General features: G+C 64.7%; 25 protein-coding genes. 7 read left to right on the top strand and 18 right to left on the bottom strand.

The window, feature by feature from the left end; all coding sequences use genetic code 11:
* Position 1 precedes the first annotated feature (1 nt).
* Positions 2 to 799, bottom strand: a complete 798-nt coding sequence (locus ACP153_RS15190; RefSeq protein WP_424971860.1) for an N-acyl homoserine lactonase family protein — start codon at positions 797 to 799, stop codon at positions 2 to 4.
* Positions 796 to 1,071 carry a putative quinol monooxygenase gene (locus ACP153_RS15185; protein ID WP_424971859.1) on the bottom strand — a complete coding sequence of 92 codons (276 nt, stop codon included), beginning with the start codon at positions 1,069 to 1,071 and terminating at the stop codon, positions 796 to 798. The genes ACP153_RS15190 and ACP153_RS15185 overlap by 4 nt, the downstream gene beginning before the upstream one ends.
* Before the next feature lie 126 nt (positions 1,072 to 1,197).
* Between ACP153_RS15185 and ACP153_RS15180 the strand changes: the two genes are divergently transcribed.
* Positions 1,198 to 2,271 carry an isocitrate/isopropylmalate dehydrogenase family protein gene (locus tag ACP153_RS15180; RefSeq protein ID WP_424971858.1) on the top strand — a complete coding sequence of 358 codons (1,074 nt, stop codon included), beginning with the start codon at positions 1,198 to 1,200 and terminating at the stop codon, positions 2,269 to 2,271.
* Positions 2,268 to 3,278 (top strand): Gfo/Idh/MocA family protein, encoded by a 1,011-nt coding sequence (locus tag ACP153_RS15175; RefSeq protein WP_424971857.1) that lies wholly within the window; start codon positions 2,268 to 2,270, stop codon positions 3,276 to 3,278. The genes ACP153_RS15180 and ACP153_RS15175 overlap by 4 nt, the downstream gene beginning before the upstream one ends.
* A 72-nt stretch (positions 3,279 to 3,350) precedes the next feature.
* On the opposite strand, the gene ACP153_RS15170 is transcribed toward ACP153_RS15175, so the two are convergent.
* The 7 genes from ACP153_RS15170 to ACP153_RS15140 form a co-directional block, all read right to left on the bottom strand.
* On the bottom strand, positions 3,351 to 4,802 hold the full coding sequence (locus ACP153_RS15170) for a TRAP transporter large permease (RefSeq protein ID WP_424966266.1): 1,452 nt from the start codon (positions 4,800 to 4,802) through the stop codon (positions 3,351 to 3,353).
* 3 nt (positions 4,803 to 4,805) lie between these two features.
* Positions 4,806 to 5,609 (bottom strand): TRAP transporter small permease subunit, encoded by an 804-nt coding sequence (locus tag ACP153_RS15165; RefSeq protein WP_424971856.1) that lies wholly within the window; start codon positions 5,607 to 5,609, stop codon positions 4,806 to 4,808.
* An 87-nt stretch (positions 5,610 to 5,696) separates the two neighbouring features.
* Positions 5,697 to 6,740: a TRAP transporter substrate-binding protein gene (locus tag ACP153_RS15160; protein WP_424971855.1), complete on the bottom strand. Its 1,044-nt coding sequence runs from the start codon at positions 6,738 to 6,740 to the stop codon at positions 5,697 to 5,699.
* A gap of 323 nt (positions 6,741 to 7,063) precedes the next feature.
* Entirely contained in the window at positions 7,064 to 7,786 is a 723-nt protein-coding gene (gene ubiG, locus ACP153_RS15155; protein ID WP_424971854.1) for a bifunctional 2-polyprenyl-6-hydroxyphenol methylase/3-demethylubiquinol 3-O-methyltransferase UbiG, read from the bottom strand.
* Positions 7,779 to 8,546, bottom strand: a complete 768-nt coding sequence (locus tag ACP153_RS15150; protein ID WP_424971853.1) for a methyltransferase family protein — start codon at positions 8,544 to 8,546, stop codon at positions 7,779 to 7,781. The genes ubiG and ACP153_RS15150 overlap by 8 nt, the downstream gene beginning before the upstream one ends.
* Before the next feature lie 70 nt (positions 8,547 to 8,616).
* A complete protein-coding gene (locus tag ACP153_RS15145; RefSeq protein WP_424971852.1) occupies positions 8,617 to 9,924 on the bottom strand; it encodes a M10 family metallopeptidase in 1,308 nt (435 codons plus the stop codon).
* A gap of 333 nt (positions 9,925 to 10,257) precedes the next feature.
* Entirely contained in the window at positions 10,258 to 11,961 is a 1,704-nt protein-coding gene (locus tag ACP153_RS15140) for an AMP-binding protein (protein ID WP_424971851.1), read from the bottom strand.
* Between the two features lie 263 nt (positions 11,962 to 12,224).
* Here ACP153_RS15140 and ACP153_RS15135 point away from each other — a divergent pair, with 263 nt between their 5' ends.
* Positions 12,225 to 12,425, top strand: a complete 201-nt coding sequence (locus tag ACP153_RS15135; protein WP_424971850.1) for a hypothetical protein — start codon at positions 12,225 to 12,227, stop codon at positions 12,423 to 12,425.
* An 18-nt stretch (positions 12,426 to 12,443) separates the two neighbouring features.
* Here ACP153_RS15135 and ACP153_RS15130 read toward each other — a convergent pair whose 3' ends face one another.
* Positions 12,444 to 13,166, bottom strand: a complete 723-nt coding sequence (locus tag ACP153_RS15130; RefSeq protein WP_424971849.1) for a DsbA family protein — start codon at positions 13,164 to 13,166, stop codon at positions 12,444 to 12,446.
* 269 nt (positions 13,167 to 13,435) lie between these two features.
* Here ACP153_RS15130 and ACP153_RS15125 point away from each other — a divergent pair, with 269 nt between their 5' ends.
* Together ACP153_RS15125 and ACP153_RS15120 are read left to right on the top strand one after the other, a co-directional pair.
* A complete protein-coding gene (locus tag ACP153_RS15125) occupies positions 13,436 to 13,984 on the top strand; it encodes a L,D-transpeptidase (protein WP_424971848.1) in 549 nt (182 codons plus the stop codon).
* A 133-nt stretch (positions 13,985 to 14,117) separates the two neighbouring features.
* On the top strand, positions 14,118 to 16,250 hold the full coding sequence (locus ACP153_RS15120; RefSeq protein ID WP_424971847.1) for a protein-disulfide reductase DsbD family protein: 2,133 nt from the start codon (positions 14,118 to 14,120) through the stop codon (positions 16,248 to 16,250).
* A 3-nt stretch (positions 16,251 to 16,253) separates the two neighbouring features.
* On the opposite strand, the gene ccmI is transcribed toward ACP153_RS15120, so the two are convergent.
* The 8 genes from ccmI to tsaD all read right to left on the bottom strand — a co-directional run bounded on the left by ccmI (position 16,254) and on the right by tsaD (position 23,407).
* A complete protein-coding gene (gene ccmI, locus ACP153_RS15115) occupies positions 16,254 to 17,432 on the bottom strand; it encodes a c-type cytochrome biogenesis protein CcmI (RefSeq protein WP_424971846.1) in 1,179 nt (392 codons plus the stop codon).
* On the bottom strand, positions 17,429 to 17,914 hold the full coding sequence (locus tag ACP153_RS15110; RefSeq protein WP_424971845.1) for a cytochrome c-type biogenesis protein: 486 nt from the start codon (positions 17,912 to 17,914) through the stop codon (positions 17,429 to 17,431). Before ACP153_RS15110 ends, ccmI begins: the two co-directional genes overlap by 4 nt.
* Positions 17,914 to 18,477 carry a DsbE family thiol:disulfide interchange protein gene (locus ACP153_RS15105; RefSeq protein ID WP_424971844.1) on the bottom strand — a complete coding sequence of 188 codons (564 nt, stop codon included), beginning with the start codon at positions 18,475 to 18,477 and terminating at the stop codon, positions 17,914 to 17,916. The genes ACP153_RS15110 and ACP153_RS15105 overlap by 1 nt, the downstream gene beginning before the upstream one ends.
* A gap of 3 nt (positions 18,478 to 18,480) precedes the next feature.
* Positions 18,481 to 20,475 carry a heme lyase CcmF/NrfE family subunit gene (locus tag ACP153_RS15100; RefSeq protein WP_424971843.1) on the bottom strand — a complete coding sequence of 665 codons (1,995 nt, stop codon included), beginning with the start codon at positions 20,473 to 20,475 and terminating at the stop codon, positions 18,481 to 18,483.
* A gap of 206 nt (positions 20,476 to 20,681) precedes the next feature.
* Complete coding sequence (locus ACP153_RS15095) at positions 20,682 to 21,101, bottom strand: EVE domain-containing protein (protein ID WP_424971842.1); 420 nt, start codon at positions 21,099 to 21,101, stop codon at positions 20,682 to 20,684.
* Positions 21,101 to 21,373, bottom strand: a complete 273-nt coding sequence (locus ACP153_RS15090; protein WP_424971841.1) for a YciI family protein — start codon at positions 21,371 to 21,373, stop codon at positions 21,101 to 21,103. Before ACP153_RS15090 ends, ACP153_RS15095 begins: the two co-directional genes overlap by 1 nt.
* 1 nt (position 21,374) lies before the next feature.
* Complete coding sequence (locus ACP153_RS15085) at positions 21,375 to 22,337, bottom strand: NAD(P)H-dependent glycerol-3-phosphate dehydrogenase (RefSeq protein ID WP_424971840.1); 963 nt, start codon at positions 22,335 to 22,337, stop codon at positions 21,375 to 21,377.
* Positions 22,334 to 23,407, bottom strand: a complete 1,074-nt coding sequence (gene tsaD, locus ACP153_RS15080; RefSeq protein ID WP_424971839.1) for a tRNA (adenosine(37)-N6)-threonylcarbamoyltransferase complex transferase subunit TsaD — start codon at positions 23,405 to 23,407, stop codon at positions 22,334 to 22,336. Before tsaD ends, ACP153_RS15085 begins: the two co-directional genes overlap by 4 nt.
* Before the next feature lie 48 nt (positions 23,408 to 23,455).
* Here tsaD and ACP153_RS15075 point away from each other — a divergent pair, with 48 nt between their 5' ends.
* Positions 23,456 to 24,172, top strand: coding sequence for a uroporphyrinogen-III synthase (locus tag ACP153_RS15075; protein ID WP_424971838.1), 717 nt, complete (start codon positions 23,456 to 23,458; stop codon positions 24,170 to 24,172).
* A 71-nt stretch (positions 24,173 to 24,243) separates the two neighbouring features.
* A complete protein-coding gene (locus tag ACP153_RS15070; protein ID WP_424971837.1) occupies positions 24,244 to 25,791 on the top strand; it encodes a COG4223 family protein in 1,548 nt (515 codons plus the stop codon).

Raw genomic sequence — 25,791 nt, 5'->3', positions numbered from 1 at the left:
ATCAGTCAAAGGCACCCGGGCTCGGCCCCCGGTCCAAGCGCAAGATACGATCGGGTTCCAGCACCGGGAAATACGAGAAGACCAGAGGGTCGTGCCCCGGCACGATCAAGCCGCGGTCACTCGCCAATGTCTCGAGTCGCGTAAAGCCCCGCAGCATATCCTCGAGATCCACAACCAGTGGAAAAGGTTTACGCGACCACAAGTTTTCGTAGAAATGCGCCGCGTCGGAGGCGAGACACAGCCAGCCAGCCTCGGTGCGCACCCGCACCGCCTGCAACCCACGGGAATGGCCACCGATCTGGTGCACCGTCACACCCTCGGCCACCTCGCCATCCCCCTCGAAGAACACCAGCTTTCCGGAATAGAGCCGCTGAACCGCCTCGCAAATATGCGCGCCTGTGAAGGGAAAGCGCAGAGCGTCGTGGCACATGCAGGGCCCCGTGGCATAGGCCATCTCGGCCGCCTGCATGTAGAGCGTCGCATTGGGGAAAAGGTGCAAGCCACCCGCGTGGTCATAGTGCAGATGGGTGACGATCACCCGGTCGATGTCTTCCGGGGTCAGGCCGAGGGGCGCCAGTGCCTCCCTCGGGTCCAGACGAATGGGCCGCGCGCGCTGCTCTGCCTCCGCATGATCGTAGCCGGTATCCACGAGGATCGTCTCGGTCCCGCGCCGCAACACCCACATGAAATAATCCATAGGGTGCGGAACATCGTGCTGATCATCGAAGAGGAAACTGTCCCCACGGGTCCGCGCATTGCGATCCGCGTATTTGACCGCGTAGACCTCCCAGGCACTCATTCCTGCACCTGCGCATAGGTGCGGACATCCTTGGCGGCGACGAGATCCGCAACAGCGGCATCGAACTCCTGAAAATGCGCCGTCTCCAGATGCCGATCAAAGGCCGCCCGGTCGTAGTAGATCTCATAGAGAAACACTTCGTTGGGCAGGGCAGGATCCGTGCAGACGTCAAAGCGCAGGCAGCCCGGCTCATCGGTCAGGGTCGTGCGCGCATTGGCGAGCATCAGGGGCATGAACGCCTCCGCGCCTCCCGCCACCAATCGAAATGTCACTGTCACCGCATACAATTCGCGCCCTCCCCTGGGTCTGTCCCAAAAACCTATGTCGAGCGTCGGACCGCATGCAAGACGCTTGCGACTGCCGGGTCAGCCCGGCAAATTGCGCGCGGGAGGACATCCATGCAGACTTTTTCAATTGTCGTCTTCGACGGCGACGGGATCGGGCCCGAAATCATGGCCCCGACGCTCACGATCTTGACCCAGATCTCCGAGGCCGCAAGCAGCTATAGGCTGGCCTTCGACCATCACCCGATGGGCGCGTCGCATTATGCCAAAACGGGCGAGGCGCTGCCGGAAGCATCGGTCGAGGCCGCGCGCCAATCGGACGCGATCCTGCTTTCGGCCATGGGGCTGCCGGATATCCGCTATCCGGACGGCACCGAGATCACGCCGCAGATCGACATTCGCATCGCGCTCGACCTCTATGCGGGTGTGCGCCCGGTGCGGATCGTCCCCGGCCATCCAACCCCGCTGGACGCGCCGGGACCGGTGGATTTCGTCCTGATCCGCGAGAGCACAGAGGGCCTCTTTCACACCAAGGGCACCGGCGAGGTCACTGAGGATTACGCCAAGGAAACTCTGAAGATCACCCGCGCCACGTCAGAGAAGCTCTTCAAGTTTGCTTTCGATCTCGCCGCACAACGCAAGGCGAGCGGGCGCGGAGCCGGCAAAGTCACCTGCGTGGACAAGGCCAATGTGTTCCGGGCCTTCGCCTATTTCCGCGAGCTCTTTGATGCTGAGGCCGCCAAACACCCTGAGCTTGCAGCCGACCACGCCTATGTGGATGCCATGGCGCTCTGGATGGTAACGCGACCCGGTGCCTTCGATGTGATGGTGACCGAGAACATGTTCGGCGACATCCTAAGCGATCTGGGCGCAGGCCTGATGGGCGGGCTCGGCCTCGCCCCCTCGGCGGATATCGGCGACGAGAACGCGGTCTTCCAACCCTGTCACGGCACCGCGCCGGATATCGCGGGCCAAGGCATCGCGAACCCGCTGGCGATGATCCTCTCGGCAGCCATGATGCTCGACTGGCTGGGGGTGCGGTCCGAAAATGCCGAAATCGCGGCGGATGGTGCGCGGCTGCGCGAAGCAGTGGAGGCCGTGCTAACCGATGGCGCGATCCTGACCGGAGATCTGGGCGGCTCCGCCACGACGGAGGAGGCCGCGGCAGCAGTGGCCACGCATCTGTGAGCTACCGCGTGGCCTGCGTCGGAGCCGGGTATTTCGCCCGGTTCCATTACGAGGCTTGGGCGCGGCTGGAAGAGGCAACGCCGATCGGCGCAATCGACCGCGATCTGGACAAGGCCACGGCGACCGGCCTGCCCGCCTTCGCCAGCCTTGAAGACCTCCTGGCCGTCGACGTCCCGGATATCCTCGACATCATCACGCCGCCCAAGACCCATGCGGTGGCAATCCGTCTGGCCATCGCCAAGGGCGTGCGCGCAATCATCTGCCAGAAGCCCTTCTGCAGTAGTCTGGAGGAGGCGCAGGCCGTCACCGCCGAGGCCGACGCCGCCGGGGTGCCCCTTATCATCCATGAGAATTTCCGCTTTCAGCCTTGGTACCGCACCATGCGCGCGGCCATGGATCGGGGCGAGATTGGCGAGCCGCGGCAGCTCACCTTTCGCTTCCGCACGGGCGACGGGCGAGGCCCCGAGGCCTATCTCGACCGGCAACCTTATTTCCAGAAGATGCCCCGACTGCTGGTTCAGGAAACCGCCGTCCATTGGATCGACACCTTCCGCTATCTGCTCGGCCCGGCCACGGGGGTCTATGCGGATCTGCGCCGCGAGAACCCGATCATCGCCGGGGAGGATGCGGGCTACATCCTCTTTGACTACGCGTCCGGCGCGCGGGCGCTGTTCGATGGAAACCGCCTGCTGGACCATGCAACGGAGAACCCGCGTCTAACCTTTGGCGAGGCGGCATTGGAAGGGACGGAAGCCACGCTCAGCCTCTGGGGGGACGGCTCCGTCACGCGGCGGGTTTTTGGCAGCAAAGAGGAGACGGAGATTCTCGCAGCCCAGACCTACCCTGGGTTTGCCGGGGACTGTGTCTACGCCCTGAACGCTCATGTGATTGCCGGACTGCAGGGCAAGGCGCCCTTCGAGAATGAGGCGCGCGACTATCTCGATGTGCGCCGGATGGAGGCGGCGGTCTACGCTTCCGATGCGGAGCAGCGTCGCCTGCCCCTCTGAACCTCCCCCATAGGACGGCAAAAGGGCGCGCCACTGGCACGCCCTTTTTTTGATGTCAACTCAAGAGCCGCGCTAATCGGCGTAAGCCACCGCGGGTAGCCACGTCGTGAGCGCCGGGAACTCGAAGACGATGAAGAGCCCCAGAAGCTGCAACATTACAAAGGGAATGATCCCCTTGTAGATATGGCCCAGGCTCACCCCCGGTGGACAGACGCCCTTGAGGTAGAAGAGCGCAAAGCCCACCGGTGGCGTCAGGAAGCTCGTCTGCAGGGTCACCGCCACAAGGATCGCGAACCAGACCACGGCCGGGTCGCGCACCTGATCAAAGCCGGGCACAGCCAGTTCGAGGCCCTGAATGATCGGCAGCATCAGCGGCATGATGATGATCGTGATCTCGATCCAGTCGAGCAGGAACCCGAGCAGGAAGATGATGAACAGGATGAACAGCACGATCATGTAGGGGTCGGAGAAGGCCGAGGTCACATAGCCCTGGATGATCTCATCCCCGCCATAGCGGCGCAGCACCAGCGCAAAGAAGTTCGCGGCCAGGAAGATCCCGACGATGTAACCGGCGGTGTTCAGGGTCGAGCGGCTGACCTCCTTGAGAACCTTGAAGTTCAGCTTCCCGTTCAGCGCGGCCAGCACCGTCGCCCCGAAGGCGCCCAGGCCGGAGGCCTCGGTCGGTGTCGCAAAGCCCGCAAAGATCGAGCCCAGCACCAGCAGGATGAGGAACATCGGCGGGACCACGGCGAGGAGCACGTCTTTGACGACCTCCCATCCGACCTCGCCCGTATGCTCTGGCACCGGCATGGCCTTGGGGTTGATCAGCCCGTAGATCACGATGAACACGATGTAGAGCGCGCCGAGGATCAGCCCCGGAAAGAGCGCGCCCATGAAGAGGTCACCGAGGCTGATGGCCAGCTGGTCCGACATGATCACGAGCATGATCGACGGCGGGATCAGGATGCCCAGCGTCCCCGCTGAGGCAATCGTCCCCGTGGCAATCGGTTTCGAGTAGTTCTGCTTCATCATCGCCGGCAGCGCCATCACCCCGAGCAGAGTGACCGAGGCTCCGATCACGCCCGTGGAGGCCGCGAGGATGATCCCGATCAGCAGCACCGTCAGGGAGAGGCCGCCGCGCAGACCGCCGAAGAGTTTCTGCATGGAATGCATCATCCGCTGGGCCACGCCGGACTGGTCCAGCATGAGGCCCATGAAGATAAACATCGGCAGGGCCACGAGCACCGGGTTCTTGACGATATTCCCAAAGAGCCGCCCCGACAGCACCTGCAAGCGCTGGTAATCGATGCCGGTTCGGTCGAAATCGATCACCTCGCGCAGGACCGAGCGGTTCGGATCGAGGAAGATCTCGGCGATCAACGCGAAGACAAGGCTCACCCCGACCAGCGCATAGGCCACCGGAATGCCCCGGAACAGCATGAAGATGAAGACAACGAACATCCCCAGAACGGCGATCTCGTTCAGGGTCAGGATGGGCGAAACCGCCTCAAGCAAGGTCAGCATAGGTTAGAACCTCGCCTCTTTACGACGTTCCATCAGCCACGCGCCTGCGATGACGAGTACGGTGACGATGGTCGTGATGATAATGGTATAGGGGATTTCTTCGACGCCGACTTTCCACTCGCCGAAGATCGGCATGCGCCCGATCTGTCGGTCGGTCACATCGGCAGGCGTGGTTAAACGCAAGAACCACCAGATGCTGTAGAAAACGATCAGGTTGATCAGGAACATGGTCGACGGAAAGGCCCAGAGGAGCTGCTTCCACAGGACCGGCTCGGTCAGCTTGTCGAGGAAGCGGATATAGGCGGCCCAGATCGCGACGCCGATAAAGGCGAAGGACAGGTTCATCACCACCTTGAGCAGCCACAGATTGTGCAATCCGTTCGGGCTGTCCGAGCCCTCATCGGCGATCACCGACGAGATGGCATAGTGGACCGTGACGTCCCAGCAGAGGATGATGAAGGGCAGAAACAGCCAGACGAGGCCAAAGATCTCGATCTTGGTCTTCTTCTGCTCGGAGTAGTTGTCGAACAGGATGTCCACGCGCACATGGCTCGTGGTGGTCACGGCATAGCCGATCCCGACCAGCACCGCCGCGCCATAGAGCCACCATTGCAGGTCATCGAGCCAGGCCTGGTTGAACCCCGAAGAGCGCAGCACGACCTGGGCGCAGATCGCGACCATCAGGATCGGAAACAGCCAGGCCGCCGCATTCGAGACCCAGACAATGCCTCTGTCACCGCGATTATGGACCGCGCGGTCTTTCTCGCCGGGATCAGAGAGTTTGATGATTTCGTCAGCTGGTTCCATGGCTCCCCCCGGACGTGTTGCGTGCCCTCAGACACGAAAAAACCGGGGCGTGCGCTTGGCGCCGCCCCGGCTCGATGGGTTCAGATCTTACCGCGGGCGCGGCAGATAGATGGTGTTGCCCCAGGTCTTGTAGCCTGCACGGTATTCCTGCAGGTCGTCCCAGACCTCTTTGAAGTAAGCGTCTTCGGCGGCCAGCTCGGCAGCAACCTCGTTCCAGGTGCTTTCGAAGGTGGCAAGCATCTCATCAGGCCAGGTCTTGATGGTCACACCGTGCTTTTCGGTGTTCTCGATCATGGCCGCGAAGTTCGTGGCTTCGCCTTCGGCATAGTTCGTGGTGATGTTCGCGAGGCAGGCCACTTCGATCTGCTTCTGGCTGCGCTCATCCAGATCGTTCCAGCGATCCTTGTTGATCAGCAGTTCGAACATCGTGGCGGGCTGGTGCCAGCCGGGGAAGTAGTTGAACTTCGCGATGTTGTAGAAGCCGAGACGCGCGTCGATGCGGGGCATCGAGAACTCGGTCGCGTCGATCGCGCCACGCTCCAGCGCCGGGAAGATGTCGCCACCCGCCAGCAGCGAGGTGGACACGCCCAGACGCTGCATCACTTCGGCGCCAAGGCCGAAGAAGCGCATGTTCAGACCTTCGAGATCTGCCATCGAGGTGATCTCGTTCTTGAACCAGCCGGAGGTTTCCGGCGCGATGATCCCGCAGGGCAGAACCTGAACGTTGTAGCCTGCTTCGTCATACATGCGCTGATAGAGCTCGGCGCCGTCGTCATAAAGCATCCAGCCCAGGAATTCGCCCGCTTCGGGACCGAAGGGCACAGCCGCGAAGAGCGACGCAGCCGTAATCTTGCCCTGCCAGTAGCCTGCGGTCGCGTAGGACGCGTCCACGGATCCGTTGGACACGGCGTCCAGCGCTTCGAGCGTCGGGACAAGCTCGCCCGGATCGAAATGCTCGAACTCAACGCCTTCGGAGATGCTGTTGATCTTCTCGACGAAGTCGACACCCGCGGTGCCGAGGATCGGCAGGTTCTTACCGAACGACGATGTCATTTCGAGCACTTCCTGCGCGGAAGCACCGGTCGCAGCAAGGCTCAGGCAGCTGATCGCTGCCATTGTTCTGAACTTCATGGATTTCCCTCCCTAGGTATCCCACGTATTTGGTAAAACTTTCTTACCATTTTCCGCAACTCAAAAAAGCTGCGAACACCACGTGAGCATTTAAAAAATAACTCGGCATGGCAAGGCGCAATTACCAAAAATTAGGTGCCTGATGTTAATAACAAAATTACCTGCCGGATGCAGCCCCATAACGACCCCTACCCAATACTACGCACGGGAATCCGGGCTGCGGCGATGGAGCTCTCGATTCTGTCCCGATGCGGCACGCTTGGCATTTTCGGCACAATCCGCCGCAGTCTGCGGGTTTTGTCGCGCAGGCGCGATCCACAGGATCAGCCCGCAGGCTTGCGCGCGGTGCCCATATAGATGATCGCCGTACCCGGCAGACGGCCGAAGGTGAAATCCCCGCGCCGGGTCATGCCCCGTGGGCCAAGCCCCGTGAAGCCGCCCACCGCGAACCCGGCCCCGTCCAGCGCCCGGCGCAGCTCGGCGGGCTTGATGAACATCGCTGGATCATGGGTGCCCTTGGGCAGCAGACCGAGCACATCCTCCGCCATGGTGATCACCGCGAGCCGTGCGATCGGGTTGCGGTTGATCGTATCGAACAGGAACATCCCTCCGGGACGCAGCACGCGGGACACCTCGGCGACGACTTGAGCCAGGTCCTCGACATGCTCCAGCACGTCGACACAGACCACCGCGTCGAAGCTGGCATCCCCATAGGGCAACGCTTCGCCGACCCCGGTATCATAGCGGATCTCGAGCCCCTCTGCCGCCGCATGGGCCTGCGCCGCGGCAATCGCCTTGGCCGCCGGATCGATCCCCGTAACGCGCGCGCCTTTCCGCGCGAGCGCCTCGGCCATGAACCCACCGGCGCAACCAAGATCGAGCACATCCTGCCCCTCCCAGTCGAAGAACCGGTCGAAATAGGCCAGTCGCCCCGGCACCATGTTCTTCAGCGTCCGAACCCAGCGCACCTCATCGGTCCACCACTGATCCGCGCGGTCATCATAGATCTGCAGGTCATTGCGCTGCGGCGCGGTTCCATCAGGCATCGTTCTGCCTCCTCCTCTGGAGCAAGGGGATCCAATAAGGCACCCGCGCCTTATAGGCCCGGAACCGGTCTCCATAGATCTTGAGAAAGCGCTGCTCCTTCAGGCGCGGCGCGGTGATGCAATAGGCCGTGTAGACGCTCGCCACCAGCAGCTGGTCCGGTGTCCAGACCGGCACACACCACAGGGTCAGGGCGAAGGCGACATAGATCGGCTGACGTACCACGCGAAAGAGCCCGCGCTCCGGCATGTCCGGAAAGACCGGGCGCCGCCCGCGCAGAAGTGCCATCCAGCCCAGCGCCCCGGATTGCACCGAAGGCCCCGCATCGAAGGAGGCCTTGGTCAGCAAAAGCCAACTGCCCCCATAGCACAGGCACAGGGTCCAGAAGGCCGCGCCTTCGGCCCGCCAGAGCACAACGCCCGACGGGGTCCAGAGCGTGAAGAGCACCAGAAGCTGTAGAGAGGCAATCGTGGCATAGCTCGTCGTGGCCAAGGTCACCCCATGGGGCGCCGGAGCTAGACGCGCCAGCGCCTTGCGCCCCTTCGGTGTCAGAAGCGCGGAATGGGCCAGAGGGAACTGCGCCAGCAGCAGCAGGTTCACCACCCAGGCATAGGGCTGCGGCACTGCACCGAACCCGGATTGCATGCCGGTGAACAAGCCCACCAGCATGGCGAGCCCCGCCAGCGCAAAAATTCCATGGCAGATCGCGCCATAGGTCAAAGCCAAGCCAATACGGGACAAGGATGTCTCAGTGCCAGTCATAGGAGCGGAGCTAGCAGGGATGCGCCCCCTGTCGAGGGACCTGCGTCAAAACTGTGCCCGCGGCAGTGGGTTAGATGAAGACGAAGTCCTCGGAGCCGAGCAGATCGGCCTCGACCCCCAAGAGCACCGCGCGATCCCCGCCAAAGCCGACGACTGTGCCGAAGCCCCGCTCGACCACGAGGATATCGCTGAAGGTCTTGGCGTTCTCGAAGAAGAGCTGGTCTTCGCCATCGGTGAAATCCGTCACCACATCGAGCCCGTCGGAGCCCGTCCCGGAGAGGACAAACCCATCCGCCCCCGCGCCGCCGGTGAGTACGTCCACGCCCCCCTCGCCCATGAGGATGTCATCTCCCTCGCCGCCGATCAGCGTGTCAAACCCGTCCCCGCCCAGCAGGTAGTTGTCCGCCGCATTGCCGGTCAGCGTGTCATTGCCCGAGCCCGCCCGCGCAAACTCGATCACCGTGTCGGAATAGATGATGAGATTGCCCTTGAGCCCGTTCACATCGCTGATCGCGCCGGGGCGCAGGTCGATATTCTGGTTCGCGCTCACGGATGCGAAATTGAACGTGTCCAACCCGCCATCATCGATGATCGTGTAGGCGATCGGGTTCCGGGTGGTCATAAGCTCGTCGTAATAGCCGCCCGCAGTTGAGTTATCGCCGTAAGTCGTGTTGCCCAGACGCAGACCGCCATCGACCCCGTAGAGCTGCTGAATGGCGCGGATATCCGCGATCATCGGCGTTACCACATAGGCAAAGCTCGCATCGATCGAGGTGTTCTCGGTCTGGCTGAAATACGACATGATCGACATCTGCCAACTGTCATTGGAATAGAGCGCATCCCGCGGGTAGCTCGCATTGCCATTGTAGTTGCCCGCATGTTCCAGACCGAGCGCATGGCCGATCTCGTGGATGTAGGTCTGGAAGGAGTAGTTATCGATCGTCTCGGCATCGCCCCGGATCCAGGACTGGGAGATGTTGATCTTCGCCGTGTAGATCTCGTCGCTGCTATTGGTGATCGGCTGCGCGTAGGCCCCGGAATCCGTGTCGTCGAAAATGATCCCGCTCTCGGCAAAGCCGAAGGCCACCACATCAAGCTCGGTGATGTTGAACTCGATCCCCGTGGTCATCGTCCAGGCGTCGAGCGCGAGCTCGGCGTAATACTGCCCCTTGTCGGTCAGCCGCGAGATATCGACATTGATCGCCTCGCCCGGATCCAGATCCCAGGAGGTCTCGTTGGGATTGAAGAACCCGCTCTTGAGCTGATCCGCCACCTGATCGACCGTGTACTCCGGAAGGTCTGCCGCCAGACTGTCCCGCATGAACGCGCCGAGCATGGGCGCCTCGTGATAGGTAAACCGGTCACGGTCGGGGTTCATGGCTTGGCAAATGGTACACATGATGAATGCTCCGGGTCACATCCTGCGACGAGGTTAATAACTGATCTTTTCGGCTGTATTGGGCGCGTGCTGTACTGGCAAACGAAATCTCTGTCATCAGGAACGTTACGTTCCGTTAAGGTTACTATCCCGCTCAGAGGAGCAGATTATCGCTCAAATCGTCCCAGGGCCAGCCTGCGCCAAAACATGCCGCACCCTAGGATTATCTCCGTTAATGGAAGCTTAAGGCACCCCCGCGCTGCTCACAGTTTCTTTACCTTAACACGACAGGGACGGAGCCGGCCCCCGCCTGCCACGCAACCCGCACTCCCCTCAGGCGGTTTCGATCTCCTGCAGGCCGAGCTCCTCCACCATCTCCGCCCGCATGACGAATTTCTGCGGCTTGCCGGTCACCGTCATGGGCAGTTCCGATTTGAAACGGACGAGGGAGGGGATCTTGTAATGGGCAATCCGCTCGCGACAGAAGTCGAGGATATCGTCCTCGCTGGGCGCGCTTCCGGGCTTCACCACGATCCAGGCGCAGCTGCGCTCGCCATAGCGCGCGTCGGGAATGCCAAAAACCTGAACCTGGCTGACATCCGGATGGGTATAGAGAAACTCCTCCACCTCCCGCGGATAGATGTTCTCGCCGCCGCGCACGATCATGTCCTTCACGCGCCCGGTGATCTTGCAGAACCCCTCCGCATCCAGCGTGGCCAGGTCGCCCGTATGCATCCAGCCCTCGGCATCGATGGCCTCGGCGGTCCGCTCGGGATCCTCCCAATAGCCTTTCATCACGCAATAGCCCCGGGTCAGCAGCTCCCCTTGCGCCCCAACGGGGACCGGCGCGCCATCCTCCCCGACGATCTTGACCTCCACATGGGGCTGGATGCGCCCAACGGAGGTGACACGTTTTTCCACCGGGTCATCGGTGGCCGATTGGAACGACACTGGCGAAGTTTCGGTCATGCCATAAGCGATGGTCACCTCGCTCATATGCATCTGCGACTGGACCTGCCGCATCACCTCGATCGGACAGGGCGCGCCCGCCATGATGCCGGTTCGCATGGTGCTGAGGTCAAAGCGCGCGAATTCCGGATGCTCGAGCATGGTGACAAACATGGTCGGCACCGCATAAAGCGCCGTGCAGCGATGGGTCGACAGCGCCTCGAGCGTGACCAGCGGCTCAAAGCCGGGGCCCGGGATCACCATGGTCGCGCCCTTGGTCACGCAGCCCAGGGTCCCCATCACCATGCCGAAGCAATGGTAGAACGGCACCGGAATACAAAGCCGATCCGCCGAGGTGAGCCGGATCGCATCGGTGACCGAGGCCGCGTTGTTGACGATGTTGTGGTGGGTGAGCGTCGCACCCTTCGGCATCCCCGTGGTGCCGGAGGTGAACTGGATGTTGATCGCGTCATGGGGATCGAGCCCTTGGGCCAGCGCATCCAGCTCCGCCGCATTGGTGTCGGCCCCGCTCTCCAGCACCGCGTCAAAGGCGAGCATCCCCGCAGGCGCCTCTGCGCCCGTCACGATCACGGCACGAAGATCCGGCAGAGCCGCCGCCGCAAGTTGCCCGGGGGGTGCCGCAGCCAACTCCGGCGCGAGCTCCGACAGCATTGCGAGGTAGTTCGAGGTCTTGAAAGACGGCGCAAGCACCAGCGCCTTGCAGCCCGTCTTGGTCAGCGCATAGCGCAGCTCATGGGTGCGATAGGCAGGATTGATGTTCACGAGGATCAGCCCCAGCCGCGCCGTCGCAAACTGCGTCAGCAACCACTCCGCACAATTCGGGGCCCACATGCCAACCCGGTCGCCGCGCGTGAGCCCGAGCCGGGCAAAGCCCCCGGCCAGCTCATCGACCTTGCGCGCGAACGCCGCATAGCTCCAGTGGATGTCCTGATCTGCGAAAATCGCGGCGGTCTGATCCGGGTGCGCGGCAGCTGTCTGGCGCAGCAAATCCGGGATCGTCACATCCAGAAGCGGGCGGTCCGCAGCCCCGCGCACATGGCTGATGCCCCCGACCGGAGTGATTCCCAACGCGCCTCCGATATCCCCTTGAACGCTTTGACCCAAGCTATCCTCCCCATTTTGCAAAGAAAGCGCCCAAACTCATGGCACTCCGTGAACACATGAGGTGTCTCGACACCGCGCCTGTGTCAACTCCGCACAAATCGTTAACAAATCGTTGCGAATGCGACGGGGTACGCTAGGTATACGTCCAGGAACTGGAGGTTGAGCCCCACGGGGCTCTGCGTCACCGAACGAAACGACCGCGCCCCGCGCTGTTGGAGGAGATCCAGATGACCAAGTTTGCCGTTCCAGATATCAACCGGTCCAGCCGCGTGTCCTCGATCCAGGACGCCCTGACCGAGCTCGACCCGAATGCCGAGATCAACACCCATCCGGACAATTGCATCATCGAGGTACGCACCCAGGAGTCCGAAGCCGTGGTTCTGTCGGTGCTGAACCAGCTGGGGTTTGCGGCGAACGTGGCCCGCTAGACGCGGGCCAGCCCTGCGTTACCCGTCCGAGCGCTGCTGATCGACCAGCTCTTCGAGACGCGCCTGATCCACGAGCCCCGGCAGAATGGTCTCGCCCACCACGAAAGACGGCGTCCCCGTGATGCCAAGAGACTGTGCCAGCGCCATGGACGTCTCGATATGCGCGGTCACCGCGTCCGACTCCATATCCGCCCGCAGCTGATCCGTATCGAGCCCGACCTCTTCGGCTGCGTTCATGATCTGCGCCTCGCCAATGCGTCCCGACAGCGCCATGAGCGCCCAGTGGAATTCCTCATACTTGCCCTGCTCCCGGGCGGCGAGGGCCGCGCGTGAGGCAAGCACGCTGTTATCCCCGAGGATCGGGAACTCGCGGAACACGACGCGCACGCCGGAATCCGCCGCGATCAGACCTTCGACCGTGGGCTTGGCCCGGCGGCAATAGGGGCAGTTATAGTCAAAGAACTCGATGACCGTGACATCCCCATCCGGGTTGCCGAGGACCGGTGCGTTCTCGTCCCGCTCCAGCAGGTCGCGCTGGGTGGAGAGGGTCTCGGCGGCGGCGGCAGCCTGGGCCTCCGCCTCGCGCTCGCGCAGGATAGCCACGGCATCCATGACGATCTGCGGGTTCTCCAGGATCGCTTCCAGCGCCAGTTCCTTGATGCGCGCGTCGCTCAGGTCCTGAGCCCCGGCAGGCAGGGCGAGACACAGGCTCAAAGCGGCAGTCGACAGCAGGTTTTTCATCGAAGTCTCCTCACGGCGGCGCAGGGAAAACGCCGCGGATTTGTCCGGCGCAGAATGTCCCAGAAGCCCTGCCGCGTCAAAGCCATTGGGGCGATGTCGCGTCCGAGAAACAACATATTCAGCAAGTTTGCCCTAGGCTCGCGGGGATGTGATGCGCGAATCGGCGAATGGTTGCTACCCAAAATCCGGATCTGGGAGTTGGGTTTATCAGCAACGCAGACCAAGTCCGCCAACGCGCGGACCCTCGCGGGACATGAAGGAGAGTGACCATGATTACCAAGCGCGCGTTTCTCGGGATGGGTCTGGCCAGCCTGGCCACGCCGGCCATCGCTCAAAGCGGGTTCCAACTCGATCCGAGGTTCGAGCCCCGGGTGGTGCCCCTGCGCTACCCGTTCGAGGCCGGGCAGATCATCGTCGTGCCCACGGCGCATTACCTGTATCTGGTGCAGCCGGACCGCACCGCCCTGCGCTATGGCGTCGGGGTCGGCAAGGCGGGGCTGGAATTCAAGGGCAATGCCACAATCAAGCGCAAGGCCGTCTGGCCGAGCTGGCGTCCCACAGATGAGATGATCGAGCGCGATCCGCGCAGCTATGCGAAATATGCCGATGGGGTTCCGGGTGGCCCGGACAACCCGCTGGGGGCGCGAGCGCTCTATCTCTATCAGGGCAATGTGGACACCTATTTCCGCATCCACGGCACGACGCAGCCCTGGTCGATCGGGCGGTCCGTGTCCAATGGCTGCATCCGGATGATCAACGAGCATGTCGTCGATCTTTATGAGCGTGTGCCGACCGGCACGCTGGTGACGGTGCTCTGACGCTCGCAGCCTCGTGACCAGAGTTTGATTGCGCCGACGGAGCCCAAAGGGCAGGTCTGCACTTGTGTCCTCTCGTTCCTGAGACGACGCGAGACTATATTAAAGTGACGTCTGAGTCTCAGGATAGGCACGCGTGACCCGAATTCTCACAGACCTCCCCCGCTCCGTGCGGGCTCTCGGATACGCCCTCGCCCTGGCGAGTGGCCTCGGCGTGCTGGCCGAACCCAGCCCCGCCGCGCAATCCGAGGCGCATGTCTCGCCGATCTCGACCGCGCGTCTGGTCACTGTGGAGAATGGGGTCGCGCCGGACACGCGCCACCTCTCTGCCGGGATTGCCGTCACGCTGGAAGATACCTGGAAAACCTATTGGCGCTCGCCGGGCGAGGTTGGCCTGCCCCCCGAGGTGACCTGGGAAGGCTCCGAGAATATCGCCGAGGTGGAGCTCCTCTATCCGGCCCCGACGCGGTTCCGCGCCTTCGGGATTGAGAATTTCGGATATGCGGATGCGGTCACCTTCCCGCTGAAGGTCACGCTTGCGGATCCCGGAGCGCCTGCAACGCTCTCGGCGCAGGTGAACCTGCTGGTCTGCGCCGATATCTGCGTGCCAGAGACATTTGAGCTCTCTCTGCCTCTGGGTCCGGGGGAGGGCGTGGATCTCGAGGCCGCTTCGCTGATCGCAGATGCCGCGAGCCAGGTGCCCGAAGCGCCCGAGCGGTTCGGCGCGGCGCTGACCTCCGCCGCCCTGACCGAGGACGGGACCGCGCTGGTGCTCTCCGTAGCCCGCGCGGGGGGCTGGACCGCTCCGGATGTGTTCCCCGAAATGGACGCCTACACCGCCTTCGGGGTTCCCGATATCCGCGTCGAGGGTGAGGAGCTGTGGGCGCAGCTTCCGATCCTGTCAGAGCCTGTCACGGGCGAGGAGCCCCTGCGTCTGACCCTGACGGACGGGACCGTGGCCATCGACCTGCAGGATGTGCAGCTTGATGCACAGCCCCCGGCCCCGCCCTATGCAGCACAGACTGCAAACACAGCGATGAATGACCTTCTGTGGATCGCTCTGATCGCGGTGCTGGGCGGGTTGATCCTGAATGTCATGCCCTGCGTTTTGCCGGTGCTGTCGATCAAGTTCGCCTCCGCGCTCAAGGCGACGGACCAGTCGCCGGCGCGCGTGCGCACGGGGTTTCTGATGTCTGCGGCCGGGGTCATGGCCTTCATGTGGATGCTGGCCGCCGGGACACTGGCGGCACGCGGCATGGGCGCTTCCGTGGGCTGGGGATTGCAGTTCCAGAACCCGTATTTCCTGGTCGCGCTGCTGGCCATTCTGGCGGTGTTTGCCGCCAATCTTGCGGGGCTGTTTGAGATTTCCTTACCGCAGGGTCTGATGACGCGCATGGCCTCGGAAAAGGGCTCGGGCTATCTCGGTGACTTCGCAACAGGCGCCTTTGCCGCCGTGCTGGCAACCCCCTGCTCCGCCCCGTTCCTCGGCACCGCCATCGCCTTTGCCATGGCCGGGCGGCCCATAGATATCTTGGTGATCTTTACCGCGCTTGGGCTTGGCCTCGCCCTGCCTTACCTGTTGATCGCCGCCGCACCGGGGTTGATCCGCTACCTGCCGAAACCGGGCGCCTGGATGGTGACGCTGAAGCTCGTGCTGGCGGCGCTCCTCCTGCTGACCACGGCTTGGCTGCTTTGGGTGCTGAACGGGGTTGCCGGACCCTCCGCCGCGCTCTGGATTGCCGGGGCGCTGGTGGTTCTTGTGGCGGTCCTCTCGCCCCTCGGCACGCGCCTTGCGCGCGCGCGGGCCCCCGCGGCCGCTGCGGTGCTGATTGCAGCCTTCCTTCTGCCCATCACCCCCGCCCCGACCAGTGCGGAGGGCGGCGACGCGCTTGCCAGCTCGGACTGGACGCCCTTCGACCGCTCCGAGATCCCGCGCCGTGTGGCCGCGGGCGAGGTGGTCTTTGTCGATGTCACCGCCGATTGGTGCCTGACCTGCAAGGCCAACAAGGCACTGGTGCTCGACCGCGACCCGGTGGCAAGCCTGCTGAAATCCGAGACCGTGACGCCCATGCGAGCGGACTGGACCCGCCCGAGCGACGTGATCTCCGCCTATCTCAAGAGCTTTGGACGCTACGGCATTCCGTTCAACGTGGTCTACGGCCCCGCAGCCCCCGAGGGCATTGCCCTGCCAGAGATCCTGAGCGCGGATGCGGTCGCCGAAGCCCTGCGCGACGCGGGCCTGCGCCAGCTCGCCCAAGCCACGCGCTAGGGATCAGAGGCCCAGCGCGTTCAGGGCTGATTGTGTCGCGAGCCGTCCGGGATCATCCTCCGGCAGCACTTCGGCCAGCGCGCGGGCTTTCTCGGCAGCGTTTGCCGCCCCCTCGGCCTCGCCCAGCACCGCGTAGGCGCGTGCGAGCCGGAGCCAGCCTTCCAGATCGCCGGGCTCTTCCTCGAGCCGTGCGGCCAGCCCATCCACCATGGAGCGGATCATGGCCGATCGATCCTCGACGCTCATCTCCTGCGCAGCTTCGACCTGTTCGGCCGTGGGGCCGGGCATGGCCGCGCCGGGCGCCTCGGACGGGATCGACACCACATCGCGCAGCGAGATCGGGTCGAGCCCGATCTCTTCGCCCAGCTGGTTGGCCTGCTGCAGGAAAATCTCCATCCAGGCTTCGGGACCCGCTGCCTGCTGGATCCGCGTCAGAAGCGAAGCCCGCGCCTCCCGGATCAACCCCTCCTGGGCCAGTTCGCGAGCGTTGTAATAGACCGCGGCCGGGTTCATCGGGTCGAGCGCCATGGCCTGGGCAATCGCCCGGCTGGCAGTCTGGGTGATCACCCCGTTCTCCGCCGCGATCAGCGCCTCGGCATATTGGGAATGCACGCTGCTGTCCGCCTCGGGCCGCACGGCCACCACAGCAAAGGCCTGCGCCGCCTCGCCGAAGCGGTTCATGCGCATATAGGTCTGACCGAGAAGCATCCAGCCATCGGAGGGTCCGCCGGTTTCATCCTCCAAGAGCCGCGTGCGCAGGGTCTCGGCGAGCTGGGCAACCTCGGTTACCTCCTCCTGCTCGGCGGCCCGTTCGGCAAAGGGCTGGCTCGGGATCTCAGGCGCACCGCGCACGGCATAGAGCGCGAACCCCGCCACCGGGATAAACGCCGCCGCCGCGAGCAGCACCGGCAGCCCGCCCGCCCGGGTCTCGCCCGAGCCACCGGCCTCCTGCCGCTTGGTCAGGGCCAGCATCCGGCGCTTGATCTCTGATCGTGCTGCCGTCGCCTCCTCGCCCGAGATCAGGCCGCGCGCCGCATCGCGGTCCACCTCGGACAACTGATCCTTGAAAATCTCAAGCGCGCTCTCGTCACGGCCCAGCGTGTCCGTGCGCTTGCGCATCGCCGGCAGGACCAGCACCAGTACAGACAGAGCGGCCAGAACACCGCCAATTGCCCAAATCATCCCTTGGGTCCTTCCTTGCCGTCTTCGGCCAGCATCGCCGCCACGGCACGTTCTTCATCTTCGCTCAGGGCGACGGCCTGGGCATCGATCTTGCGCGGACGCCGGGCAAGCATGATCACCACGCCCAAGAGCCCGAGCCCCATCACCGCAAACGGCCCGATCCAAAGCGCATAGGTCGCGGGCTTGAAGGGCGGGTTGAAAAGCACGTAGTCGCCATAGCGCGCCACAACGAAATCGAGCACTTCCTGATCGCTATCCCCGGCCACCAGCCGTTCGCGCACGAGGATCCGCAGATCCCGCGCCACGCCCGCATGGGAGCTGTCGATATTCTCGTTCTGACACACCACGCAGCGCAGGTCCTTGGAGAGCTCGCGCGCGCGTTCCTCCAGAACCGGATCCTCGAGGATCTCGTCCGGTTGCACGGCGAGGGCGGGGGCAGACAGCAGGCTCAACGCCAACAGGAGAGAGGTCAGGATCCGCATCACGAGGCCCCTCCGCTGCGCGACCGGGCGAGCTCCAGCGCGCCGCGCATCTGCTCCACATCCTCAGCGGTGACGATCGGGCCGACAAAGCGGTAGACGACGATCCCGTCCGCATCGATGACAAAGGTCTCCGGCACGCCGGAAATCCCCCATTCGATCCCCGTGCGCCCGTTCAGATCCGCACCGATCCGCTCATAGGGATTGCCCAGTTCCGCGAGCCAGCGCGTCGCGTCCTCGGGCTTGTCCTTGTAGTTGATGCCGAGCAGCCGCATGTCCTCGTCCCGCGCCATGCGCGTCAGGACCGCATGCTCCGCCCGGCAGGGCACGCACCATGAGGCAAAGACATTCACCACCAGCGGGCTGGCCGACCCAGACAGGTCCGCTGTCGCAAGGCCCGGCGTCTCGATGCCCGGGATGCCGCCCAGATCAAACTCTGGCGCCTGAGCGTCGATCAGCACCGAGGGGATCGCGTTTGGGTCGCGATCCGGGTTCAGCCCCCACCAGAAGAACGCCCCCAGCACGAGGACAATCAGCACCGGAAGGGCAACGAGCACACGTCTCATGGGTTACTCCGCAGGGGTGGCATCGGCAGGCGCGGCCTGGGCCCGGCGCGGCGCGCCCACCCGCAGGCGCCGGTCGGTCAGCGAGAACATCCCGCCCACCACGAGGAACACCGTCCCGATCCAGATGAAGTTCACGAAGGGCTCATAGAGGATCCGCAGGGTCCATTCGTTGGACGCCCGGTCCGCCGCTGGCTCGCCGATGGTCAGGTAGAGATCCCCGGCGAGGGTCGAACGGATCGCGGATTCCGTGGTCTGCATTTCCGCCACCGGGTACCAGCGCCGCTCGGGCTGCAGCACGGTGATCTGCTCGCCATCCCGGAACACGGTCATGGTCCCCATATCCGAGACATAGTTCGGGCCGCGCACCCGGTCGACGGAGTCAAACCGCACATCATAGCCCGCGATTTCCACCACTGTGCCCGGGCTCGCAAAGAGGATTTGCTCGGATTTCCATGCCGAGGAGCCGACGAAGCCGAGGATCAGCACCGCAACCCCCATATGGGCGATGGTCATGCCATGGGCCGCGCGCGGCAGGTTCCGCGCCCGGCGCAGGCTCTCGGCCATGGGCACGCTGCCCGCCTTGACCCGCGACAGCCACTCGCGCGCCGAAGCCACAAAGAGCCAGCTTGCCACGCCCAGGGCGATGATCGCGAGGATCGGGCCTTGGGTATCCATGTACCAGCCCCAGAGGGCCGCCGCGATGCCCAGCCCGATGGCCAGTTTCAGGCGCGAGAGCACACCCGGCAGATCTGCGCGTTTCCAACTCAGGAACGGCCCGATCCCCATCAGGAAGACCAGCGGCAGCATGATCGGAATGAAGCTCGCATTGAAGAAGGGCGGTCCGACGGAGATCTTGTCGCCCGTGATCGCTTCAAGGAAGAGCGGATAGAGCGTGCCAAAGAGGACCGCAGCCGTGGCCGTGGCCAGGAGCAGGTTGTTGACCAGCAGGCCCGCCTCCCGGCTGATCGGAGTGAAGAGCCCACCACCCTCAAGCTGCGGCGCCCGCCATGCATAGAGCGCCAGCGACCCGCCGATGGAGACCGCGAGAAGGCCGAGGATGTAGACCCCGCGCTCGGGATCGACAGCGAAAGCATGGACCGAGGTCAAAAGCCCCGAGCGGACGATGAAGGTCCCCAGCAGCGAGAGCGAGAAGGTCAGGATCGCCAGCAGGATCGTCCAGCTTTTGAACGTATCCCGCTTTTCGGTGACAATCGCCGAATGGAGCAGGGCCGTGCCCAGAAGCCAGGGCATGAAGGAGACATTCTCCACCGGGTCCCAGAACCACCAGCCGCCCCAGCCGAGCTCGTAATAGGCCCACCAGGAGCCCAGCGCGATCCCACCGGTCAGGCTCACCCAGGCCGCGAGGGTCCAGGGCCTCACCCAGCGCGCCCAGGCCGGATCCACCCGCCCTTCGATCAGGGCGGCAACGGCGAAAGAGAACACAATCGAGAAGCCGACATAGCCGAGATAGAGCAGCGGCGGATGCAGGGCGAGCCCGATATCCTGCAGGAGCGGGTTCAGGTCGTTGCCATTGAGTGGCGCGGGGAACATCCGGTCAAACGGGTTCGAGGTGAAGATCATGAAGGACAGGAAGCCCACACTGATCCAGGCCTGGACCGAAAGCGTCCGCGCCCGCAGCTCCGCCGGGATATTCCGCCCGAGCAGGGCAACGCCCGCCCCGAAGATCGCGAGGATCAGCACCCACAGGAGGAGCGAGCCCTCATGGGAGCCCCAGGTCGCCGCAACCTTGTAGATCATCGGCTTCAGGGAATGGGAGTTCGCGACCACATTCACGACCGTGAAATCGCTGACAATGAAGGAGCGCATCAGGGCGGCAAAGGCCACCACCAGAAGCGCGCATTGGATCAGCGCCGTGGTCACCGCCGATTGCATCCAGATCGCGTTGCGCCGCGCTGCCCCCGCCATGGGCAGCACGCTTTGAACCAGGGCCGCAGCAAGGGCGAGCATCAGGGCGAAATTGCCAATCTCTGGGATCATGTACCGGTCCTCCTGCTCGAAAAGACGACGCTTTTCTGGCTGTCACATCAAGTCCGAAACGGCGCCTGCCGCCTCTTGGTCAGTCACGGAACTGCGAGGCCGACCAGTCCGCGTTCCCAATACAATAGGGGGGCACCCGGGCGCCCGCCACGGATTCCCGCAAAACTGCGACAAACCTGCACGCGAAAGTCGACTTCCTTTGGAAATCAGGGGGCAAGCCCTCCCATTTCGCAAATGATCGCCCATTCTTCCGCCGTGACCGGTTGCACCGAGAGGCGCGAATTGCGCACCAGGACCATTTCCGCCAGACGCGGCTCGCCTTTGATCTCGTCCAGGGTCACAGGCCGCGCGAAGGAGCTGAGCGCGCGGATATCCACGCACTCCCACCGGTCATCCTCGGTGGTGCTGTCGGGATGGGCCTCGGCGGAGACCTCCACCGTGCCGACCACCGCCTTGTCCTTCTGGCTGTGATAGAAAAAGCCCCGGTCGCCCAGCGCCATCTCGCGCATGAAGTTGCGCGCCTGATAGTTGCGTACGCCGTCCCATTCCTCGCCCGCAGCCCCCTTGGCGACCTGCATGTCCCAGGACCAGACCGAGGGCTCGGATTTGAACAGCCAATAGCGCATCAGCCGATGACCCGGTTCCACTGGCGCAGCTCGACACTCTCGAAGAGCCCGGCCTTGCCATAGGGATCCCCTGCGGCAAAGGCCTGCGCGGCTTCCATATCGGCGACCTCGAGGATGATCAGCGATCCGCACATCTCGCCCGTGTTGGACAGGAAGGGCCCGGCCTGCTGCACCGCGTCGGAGGCCTTGAGATAGGCGACATGCGCCTCGCGATTGGCCTTCCGCAGCTCGAGCGATCCGGGTTTGTCTATGGCGATCAGGGCAACCAGCATGTCATTCCTCTCGCAGGTCGCGGGACATCAGCGCGCCCATCGCCTGCTCTATGGTCAGGGTTTCGTCGATCACAGCGGATACCATCGTGCAGATCGGCATGTCGAGACCTTCGGCAGCGGCGATCCCGGCCACAGCCTGCGCCGTGGCGCGTCCCTCAACCGTGATCCCGTCCTCGGGGCGGTGCCCGGCGCCCAGGGCCTGGCCAAAGGCGAAGTTGCGCGATTGGGTCGAGGTGGCCGTGAGCACCATATCCCCAAAGCCCGAGAGCCCGGCCAGCGTGGTGGGCTGGGCGCCCAGATGCTGCGCCAGACGCTGCATCTCTACATAGCCGCGGGTCATGAGGGCCGCGCGCGCGCTCTCACCCAGGCCCGCGCCGATCACCAGCCCCGCCGCGATGGCCACCACATTCTTGAGCGCCCCGCCCAGCTCGGCTCCGACCGGATCCGCACTGCGATAGAGCCGCAGGGTCTCGGTGGACAGCGCGGTCTGCAGCGCTTCGGCACGCGTGGCCTCGGCACAGGCCAGGGTCAGGGCGGTCGGCAGCCCCCGGGCGATATCCGCCGCAAAGCTCGGCCCGGTGAGAACCGCAGGCACGGCGTCAGGGACGTGCGACGCGATCAGCCCCGTGGGCCCCTGCCGCGTGGCCAGATCCAGCCCTTTGCAGCAGGCAATCAAGGCTGTGGCGGGGGGCGGGCGATGCTCCGCCAGATGTCCACCCAGCGCCTGCATCGGCACCGCTAGCAGGCGGATCGGCGCGGTCATCTTGGCGGCATCGGACGTCACCGAGATGTCCTCCGGTAGGGTGACCCCGGGCAGTCGCGGCACGGTGCGGTCCCGTTCCATCACCGCCGCCTGTGCCGGATCACGGCACCAGAGCCGTACCTCGCGACCGCCTCGGGCCAGAGCGATGGCGAGTGCCGAGCCAAAGGCGCCCGCCCCCATCACATCGATCGCGGCGCTCATGCCTTGGCCCCTTTCTTGCCCGACCCGAGCAGCGCGGGCTGGCGGTCATCCAGCGGCCAACGGGGACGGGCGGCGAGGGTCATGTCGGACCGCTGTCCGGCGGCAAAGGCCTCCTGCCCCGCCCAGGCGATCATCGCGGCATTGTCGGTGCAGAACCGCAGGGGAGGTGCCACGAAGGGCAGTCCCTCCGCCTCGGCCAAGCCTTGCAAGCCCGCGCGCACCGCGCCATTGGCGGCCACGCCCCCGGCCACGGCAAATCCGGTCAGGCCCTCGCACGCCGCCAGTGCCCGGCTGGATTTCTCCACCAGCACATCGCAGACCGCCGCCTGAAACCCGGCGCAGAGATCCGCGCGATCCTCCGGGCGCAAGCCCCCATGCTCGGCCACCACCGCATCCCGCGCGCGCAGCAGCGCGGTCTTGAGGCCTGAGAAAGACATATCGCAGCCAGCCCGATCCAGCAGGGGGCGCGGAAAGGCAAACCGCTTGGGATCGCCGTTTTTTGCTTCGGCCTCGACGGCCGGGCCACCGGGCTGCGGCAGGCCGAGCAGCTTCGCGGTCTTGTCGAATGCCTCGCCCGGCGCGTCATCGATCGTGCCCCCAAGCCGGTGAAACCGCTCCGCACTCTCGACCCGCAGGAACTGGCAATGCCCCCCGGAGACCAGCAGCATCAGGTAAGGAAAGGCCAGATCATCAGTAAAGCGCGGGGTCAGGGCATGGCCCGCCAGATGGTTCACCCCGACCAGAGGCACGCCCGAGGCCGCCGAGAGCCCCTTGGCCAGCATCACCCCGGAGAGCACCCCCCCGATCAAACCCGGCCCCGCTGTCACGGCGATCGCATCGAGCCCGTCCAGCGGCACGCCCGCCTCGGCCAAGGCCCCTTGCACCGCCACATCAAGCTTTTCCACATGGGCGCGTGCCGCAATCTCGGGCACCACGCCGCCAAACGCCTCATGGAGCGCGGTCTGGCCATAAACCACCGAGGACAGCACCTCGGGCCCCCGCAGCACCGCCGCCGCCGTGTCGTCACAGCTACTTTCTATGCCCAGAACGGTCAGGGGGGTCGCCGACATGGCCTGCCTCGGTTGCGCCTTTGCTGCCCCGCAGCTACCACCGGGACCATGGCCGCACAACCGCCTCTCCCCGTTCTGCTGACGCGTCCCCGCGCGCAGGCGGAGGCGTTTGCGGCCAAGCTGCCCGAGACGCTTGCGCCGGTGATCAGCCCGCTTTTGCGGATCGTGCCGCAGGAGGGGATCGTCGCGGCGCCTGCGGAGGTGACCCTGATCTTCACTTCGGCCAATGGGGTGGCGAGCTATCCTGCCGCCACGGATGGCGCACGGCAAACCGCGCTCTGTGTCGGCGCCCGCACGGCCGAGCAGGCGCGTGCGGCGGGCTTTGACGCGCACTCGGCCGATGGCACGGCAGAGGATGTCCTGGCCCTTGCCCTCACACGGCCCGGTCCCTTCCTTCACATTCGGGGGGCCCACGCACGGGGCGAGATCACCGAACGCCTGCGCGCGGCGGGCAAGGAGGCGCAGGACTGCATCGCCTATGATCAGCTGCCCTGCCCCCTGAGCGATGCGGCCCGCGCGGCCCTGACCGGCCCGTGTCTCGTGCCGCTCTTTTCGCCCCGCACGGCCTCGCTTTTCGCCACGGAATGCCCCGCGGCGCCCGCGGCGCAGATCTTCGCGATGAGCACTGCAGTTGCACGCGCACTGGACGGGTCTGCTTATGCGGGTGTCGAGACGCTTAAAACGCCAACAGCTGCGGCAATGCGAGCTGCTCTTTTGGTCTATGGGGCGGGCAATCGCCTTGAGACAGGCAGGTCCTCTGGCTAGTCTGGCAGACGGTGCGGTCGGAAAGAGGATTCGGGCGCATGGCTCCGTGAATTCTTGGAAGGATGTTGTCCGTGTCAGATCCAAAAACCCCGAACGAAACACCCGAGGACCAGGTATCCGACACTGATCAAGCCCCCGAAAGTCTCGACGCCGAGGCGACCCCGAAGCAGGATGATGTGATCGAAGACGCCGAGATCCTCGACGAACAGCCGGGGGATGCGGTTGCCGAGGAGGAGACGGCAGAGACCGCTGAGGAGACGACCGAAGCCGAAGAGCAAACGGACGAGACAGCGGAAGACAGCGCTGAGACCTCCGACGACACCGCATCAGACGACAGCTTCACCGATGAGGTCTCCGGGGATGAGACACCGGCTGATGAGACAACCAGCGACGAAACACCCGGCGATGACATGCCCGCAGAGGCCGAGACCCCTGCCGAGGCTGAGACGCCGACCGAGACCCCGGAGCCCGAACCCCTGCCAGAACCGGAGCCTGTCGCGGCGAAACAGGCCGAGCCTGCGCCGCAGCCCGCACCGGTCGTGGTGCAGAAGAAGGGCGGCTTCATGGGTCCGTTCCTCGGCGGTGTGATCGCGGCCGGTCTGGGCTTTGGGCTTTGCTACTACCTTGTGGGCGAAGGCATCATCGGGACGGAAGACAACTCCGCCGAAATCGCCAAGATCGGCGGGTTGGAATCCAGCATCGCCGCCCTGCAGAGCGAGCTGGCCACTGTCGCCGCCGCCCCCTCCGAGGATCCCCGCGTGGACGCCATCGCGGGCGCCGTGGAAAGCGTTGAAGGCACAGTCAGCAGTGTCGCCGATCAGATCGGCACGCTTCAGGGCGAGCTGGGCACGCTGCAATCGGAAATCTCGGCCCAGACCGGGCTGATTTCGAACCTCGAAGAGCAGATGGCCGCGATCGCCGCCCTGCCCGAGGGGACCGAGACCGCCGACAGCGCCGCCATGGCCGCGTTGCAGGCGACCCTCGCCCAGCAGCAGGAAGAGAACGCCGCCATGCAGGCGCGGCTGGCCGAGGCCGCTGCCGCCGCGCAAGCACAAATGGAAGCTGCCCAGGCGGAGATGGAGGCCGTGCGGACGCAGGCCGGTGCCCTCCAGAGCGAGACGCAATCGGCGGTGGACGAGGCCTCCAACCGGGCCTTTGTGTCGAACCTGTCGGCAGCGCTGGAGAATGGATCGAGCTTTGCCGGGGCCGTGGACGGGATCACTGTGCCCGTGCCGGAGGCCCTGAGCGCTGTCGCAGCGAGCGGGGTCGAAACCCTGCTGGATCTGCAGCGGCAGTTCCCGGCCGCCGCCCGGGCCGGTCTCGCAGACTCGCTCAAGGCGACCGTGGGCGATGCGCCCCAGGACCGGGTCTTTGCCTTCCTGCGGGCGCAGGTCGGGGCACGTTCCCTCGAAGCGCGCGAAGGAGATGATCCGGATGCGATCCTGTCCCGCGCCCAGGAGGCCGTGAACGCCGGACAGCTTGAGGCCGCCCTGGCCGAAATCGCCGCGCTGCCTGCCGAAGGGCAGAGCGCCATGGGGGCCTGGATCGGTGCTGCACAGGCCCGGGTCGACGCGATCGCCGCGCTGGACGCGCTCGCCACTAAAATCAATTCGAACTGA

Source organism: Dinoroseobacter sp. S76, from assembly GCF_049801095.1.
Classification (GTDB): domain Bacteria; phylum Pseudomonadota; class Alphaproteobacteria; order Rhodobacterales; family Rhodobacteraceae; genus Dinoroseobacter.
This window is presented reverse-complemented; position numbering and strand designations above follow the sequence as displayed.

Coding starts and splice junctions, on each gene's coding strand:
- ACP153_RS15190 (WP_424971860.1), bottom strand. CDS start 799: ATGAGTGCCTGGGAGGTCTACGCGGTCAAATACGCGGATCGCAATGCG.
- ACP153_RS15180 (WP_424971858.1), top strand. CDS start 1,198: ATGCAGACTTTTTCAATTGTCGTCTTCGACGGCGACGGGATCGGGCCC.
- ACP153_RS15170 (WP_424966266.1), bottom strand. CDS start 4,802: ATGCTGACCTTGCTTGAGGCGGTTTCGCCCATCCTGACCCTGAACGAG.
- ACP153_RS15165 (WP_424971856.1), bottom strand. CDS start 5,609: ATGGAACCAGCTGACGAAATCATCAAACTCTCTGATCCCGGCGAGAAA.
- ACP153_RS15160 (WP_424971855.1), bottom strand. CDS start 6,740: ATGAAGTTCAGAACAATGGCAGCGATCAGCTGCCTGAGCCTTGCTGCG.
- ubiG (WP_424971854.1), bottom strand. CDS start 7,786: ATGCCTGATGGAACCGCGCCGCAGCGCAATGACCTGCAGATCTATGAT.
- ACP153_RS15150 (WP_424971853.1), bottom strand. CDS start 8,546: ATGACTGGCACTGAGACATCCTTGTCCCGTATTGGCTTGGCTTTGACC.
- ACP153_RS15145 (WP_424971852.1), bottom strand. CDS start 9,924: ATGAACCCCGACCGTGACCGGTTTACCTATCACGAGGCGCCCATGCTC.
- ACP153_RS15135 (WP_424971850.1), top strand. CDS start 12,225: ATGACCAAGTTTGCCGTTCCAGATATCAACCGGTCCAGCCGCGTGTCC.
- ACP153_RS15130 (WP_424971849.1), bottom strand. CDS start 13,166: ATGAAAAACCTGCTGTCGACTGCCGCTTTGAGCCTGTGTCTCGCCCTG.
- ACP153_RS15125 (WP_424971848.1), top strand. CDS start 13,436: ATGATTACCAAGCGCGCGTTTCTCGGGATGGGTCTGGCCAGCCTGGCC.
- ccmI (WP_424971846.1), bottom strand. CDS start 17,432: ATGATTTGGGCAATTGGCGGTGTTCTGGCCGCTCTGTCTGTACTGGTG.
- ACP153_RS15110 (WP_424971845.1), bottom strand. CDS start 17,914: ATGCGGATCCTGACCTCTCTCCTGTTGGCGTTGAGCCTGCTGTCTGCC.
- ACP153_RS15105 (WP_424971844.1), bottom strand. CDS start 18,477: ATGAGACGTGTGCTCGTTGCCCTTCCGGTGCTGATTGTCCTCGTGCTG.
- ACP153_RS15100 (WP_424971843.1), bottom strand. CDS start 20,475: ATGATCCCAGAGATTGGCAATTTCGCCCTGATGCTCGCCCTTGCTGCG.
- ACP153_RS15095 (WP_424971842.1), bottom strand. CDS start 21,101: ATGCGCTATTGGCTGTTCAAATCCGAGCCCTCGGTCTGGTCCTGGGAC.
- ACP153_RS15090 (WP_424971841.1), bottom strand. CDS start 21,373: ATGCTGGTTGCCCTGATCGCCATAGACAAACCCGGATCGCTCGAGCTG.
- ACP153_RS15085 (WP_424971840.1), bottom strand. CDS start 22,337: ATGAGCGCCGCGATCGATGTGATGGGGGCGGGCGCCTTTGGCTCGGCA.
- tsaD (WP_424971839.1), bottom strand. CDS start 23,407: ATGTCGGCGACCCCCCTGACCGTTCTGGGCATAGAAAGTAGCTGTGAC.
- ACP153_RS15075 (WP_424971838.1), top strand. CDS start 23,456: ATGGCCGCACAACCGCCTCTCCCCGTTCTGCTGACGCGTCCCCGCGCG.